This is a genomic window from Mesorhizobium sp. M7A.F.Ca.ET.027.03.2.1, from assembly GCF_003999175.1.
Taxonomy (GTDB): domain Bacteria; phylum Pseudomonadota; class Alphaproteobacteria; order Rhizobiales; family Rhizobiaceae; genus Mesorhizobium.
In genome coordinates this window covers 1-3,333 of sequence record NZ_RZOM01000696.1, presented here as the reverse complement: position 1 = coordinate 3,333, position 3,333 = coordinate 1, and the positions used below count along the sequence as shown (strand labels likewise).

The 3,333-nt window shown below is 60.9% G+C and carries 4 protein-coding genes; 2 read left to right on the top strand and 2 right to left on the bottom strand.

Annotation, left to right across the window (positions count from 1 at the left end):
• On the top strand, window positions 1-759 hold a 759-nt coding region (locus tag EN750_RS25105; protein WP_145967895.1), incomplete at its 5' end, for an NnrS family protein.
• Between the two features lie 61 nt (window positions 760-820).
• Here EN750_RS25105 and EN750_RS25100 read toward each other — a convergent pair.
• The gene (locus tag EN750_RS25100) at window positions 821-1,690 is read right to left on the bottom strand and encodes an SUMF1/EgtB/PvdO family nonheme iron enzyme (RefSeq protein WP_127398099.1); all 870 of its coding nucleotides are present in this window, start codon (window positions 1,688-1,690) and stop codon (window positions 821-823) included.
• A gap of 52 nt (window positions 1,691-1,742) precedes the next feature.
• Window positions 1,743-2,849, bottom strand: a complete 1,107-nt coding sequence (gene nirK, locus EN750_RS25095; RefSeq protein ID WP_127398097.1) for a copper-containing nitrite reductase — start codon at window positions 2,847-2,849, stop codon at window positions 1,743-1,745.
• A gap of 142 nt (window positions 2,850-2,991) precedes the next feature.
• Here nirK and EN750_RS39605 point away from each other — a divergent pair, with 142 nt between their 5' ends.
• Window positions 2,992-3,147: a hypothetical protein gene (locus tag EN750_RS39605; protein WP_189367444.1), complete on the top strand. Its 156-nt coding sequence runs from the start codon at window positions 2,992-2,994 to the stop codon at window positions 3,145-3,147.
• The last annotated feature ends 186 nt before the right edge of the window (window positions 3,148-3,333 follow it).

Below are 3,333 nucleotides of genomic sequence, written 5' to 3'. Positions count from 1 at the left end.
CGCAACTGGCGCAATCTCAAGGTGCTGCTGCCGCTTGCCGTCCTGGCGTGCGCCAACGGCGCGTTCCATATCGAGGCGCACCTTCAAGGCACATCCGACATCAGCCGCAGGCTCGGTATGGCTGCGGCGATCGTGCTCATCTCGCTGATCGGTGGGCGTATCATTCCGAGCTTCACGCGCAACTGGCTCGCCCGCGAAAATCCTGGCAGGCTCCCTGCGCCGTCCGACCGTTTTGACACCGCATCGATAGCCATCTCAGCCATCGCGCTGGGAGCATGGACGTTCGTCCCCGACAACAGCATCTCAGGCATGCTTATGGCCGTCGCCGCTATCTGCCAGGCGTGGCGTCTGTCGCGCTGGGCTGGCGAGCGCACACTGCGGGATCCGCTGGTGCTCATCCTCCATCTTGCATATGCCTTTGTGCCTCTAGGTCTTGCCTTCGTTTCGGCGTCGATCTTCTTTCCTGCCGCCGTGCCAGCCGCTGCAGGGCTCCATGCGCTCGGAACGGGTGCGGTCGGTGCAATGACGCTTGCCGTGATGACCCGCGCAACGCTCGGGCACACCGGGCGAGAACTCAAGGCTGGCAGAGGCACCTCTTTTATCTTCGTGGCCGTCCTGCTCGCGGGAACATTGAGAATCCTGGCCGCCTTCGTGCCCTCAGGCGCGGTGATCGATATGGCCGGCGCCGCATGGATGGCGGCATTCGCCGGCTTCCTCCTGATCCACGGAGCCGCGTTGACGACACCCAAGGCACGGTGAGGCGAGGGAAGGGCGGTGGGCTCGCGACGGTCGAGAAGACGTGGCCCGTCACTCCTGGTTTTCAGATGATGCCAAGCCGGCCAAGGATCCGGCTTGCCCATCCCGGATGGTCCCGGACCAGCCTGAAGCCCAGATTGTCGGGAGGCGTGCCAACGGCACAGCCTCCGCTTTTTCCGTCGCTGACGAAGTTCGACATGTAGGCTCGGTGAAGCCCTTCAAGGACGTGGACGCCGCAATTGTCGACCGAGCTCGCAACACCGCTTCCATTCGCGGCCAACGTGGTGCGGACATAGCAGGTCGAAGTCCACTCCCAGACATTGCCGGAAACGTCGGCGAGGCCCAGGGAATTGAAACCGAAAGAACCACGGCGTCTCGGCAGCGGGTCCGGTTTGCGATTGAGGTCCACCTCGGCCTTGTAGCTGGTGAGCCAACGTCTGGCGGGGTTGCTGGCGTCGTTTTCGACACCCTCGAATTCGCCTGCGAACCGCTCCGCAGCGGCAAAGGCCCACTCTTCGTCGGATGGCAGCCGCCATTGGTCGCCGGTCACTTGCGAATACCACCGGGCGTAGGCATTCGCATCGAGATAGCTTACCCCGGTGGCGGGAGCATTGCTTGGGATCGCGCGCGTCTCCTGTGCCGGCTGACAGGCGCCAGCCGACACGCAGTCCGCATAGTCGGCCGCGCCAACCTGGTAGGCCATGATTTCGAGAGGTCTGTCGAGTTGCCGCTCGAGGCGGGGATTGCCTTGCGGGCGTCCCTCTTTCAGGAACTCGCCCGGAGTCGGATAGATGATCGAACCGGAAAGCAAGACAACCGTGATGGCGATGGGGTGGGGTTGCCGATCCCCGAAGACCGCTTGTAGCGAGAACCCCACCGGAACAGCAGCGGCGGCCAAGGCTACTGGCAGAACCTTCAGGATGAAAAGAGACATGGCTTTTGTCCATGCCCGGCAAGCGACGCTGGCCGGGCAAATTGGAGTGCCGTCAGTTGGTGGCTATGGGTTTGGGCGCCTCGACCTGCGTCATCAGGTCGTCATCCCACTCGCCTTCGACCATGAAGTGAGCGGTCGCTCCGAGTTCCACAGCCTCAATCAGATTGTGATTGACGTAGGCGTAGACACCTGGCTGCAGGAACGTATAGAGCGCCGAGCCCGCAGAGCCGCCGCGGATGAACCAGGTTTCCAGGTCCTTGGCCGGCGGGTTGGAGAATTTGCCCTGTTCCCAGACATAGTCGCCATGACCGCCGATGAGATGCGGCCGCGTATCGCGGTTGGCCTGTGAATGGACGATCAACACGGTCTCGCCGACTTTCGCTTTCATGGCGTTGTCGCCGGTCAGGGAACCGACCTTGCCGTTGAACACGACATGCGTCGGGATCAGCCCGCGCATGACCTTGACGATGTCATCGTAGCCGTCGCCGACCGATTCGTAGTTCTTGAAGTTGCCCTTATCGTCGCGCGGAATATAGAAGTCGTTCTCGCCGATGTAGAAGATCTTGTCGTACTTTACCGGTTCGCCCTTGTCGTTTCTGAGCCCATCGCGCGGCAGCACCATGATTGCGCCGCTCATGCCGGAGACGACATGCCAAGGGATCATCGCGCCACCAGGTGCGCAGTGATAGACGAACGTTCCCGTTCGCGTCGCCTTGAAGCGCAAGGTCACCTGTTCGCCGGGATTGATCAACGTGAGACCGCCGCCGCCCAGAGCGCCCGTCGCGGCGTGGAAGTCGATGTTGTGGGCGAGCGAGTTGGTATCGGGGTTGATCAGCGTCAGTTCGACATAGTCGTCCTGGTGCACGACCATCAGCGGGCCGGGGATCGAGCCGTTGTAGGTCATCGCATTGAGCGTCGTGCCGTCGGCGTCGATGACGACAGGCTTTTCCTCGATCGTCATGGTGAACTCGACAATCTTGGGCCCACCCTTGGCGACCTGATCATGCGGATGCACGAAAGGCGGTGCCACGAGCGTGATCTTCTCGCGAGGTAGCCCGCTAATCTCTGCCTTTGTAACCGTGGCCGACAATGCGGGCAGTGCCGCAACGGCGGCAGCGCCAAGTGCTGCTCCAAAGAGGGCTTCGCGTCGCGTGATCATGTCAGTCTCCTGTCTTTCTACCGTTGCAGATGAGTAGAAGCTATCTGACTTGACGCAGCGTTTCTTTGCGCTGGCGCAAATTGGTAGACGTTAATCGCAGAAACAACAGCCCTTGAAATGCGGCGATTGCACGAGAATTGAGATGCAGCAGTTTCGTGTCGCAGCTTTTCTGCAAGCCTGCAAAGTCACCGGTGGCTTTTTGAAGATCAGCGGTCGCTTTTGTTCTCAAATCGATCGCAATTCGTGCGGCGGCCCCGTCGCGATCTTCGTGCCGGTCACTCTTTCAGGGCTCAAATAAACCCACCCAGGCCAAGCGCACCAAGAAAGTTGGTCGTCCAACGAGGAGAGGTCGGTCAGATCAGCTTTTTTGAGACAGGCGGGACGTTATCACAGAGGGCGCATTCGGCGCGGATGGCACGCCAAGCATGACGAGCGCAATATGCCGAAGGAAAGTTGCCGACGGCCTCATCTCAAAGATCTGGGA

Coding starts and splice junctions, on each gene's coding strand:
- EN750_RS39605 (WP_189367444.1), top strand. CDS start 2,992: ATGCAGCAGTTTCGTGTCGCAGCTTTTCTGCAAGCCTGCAAAGTCACC.
- nirK (WP_127398097.1), bottom strand. CDS start 2,849: ATGATCACGCGACGCGAAGCCCTCTTTGGAGCAGCACTTGGCGCTGCC.
- EN750_RS25100 (WP_127398099.1), bottom strand. CDS start 1,690: ATGTCTCTTTTCATCCTGAAGGTTCTGCCAGTAGCCTTGGCCGCCGCT.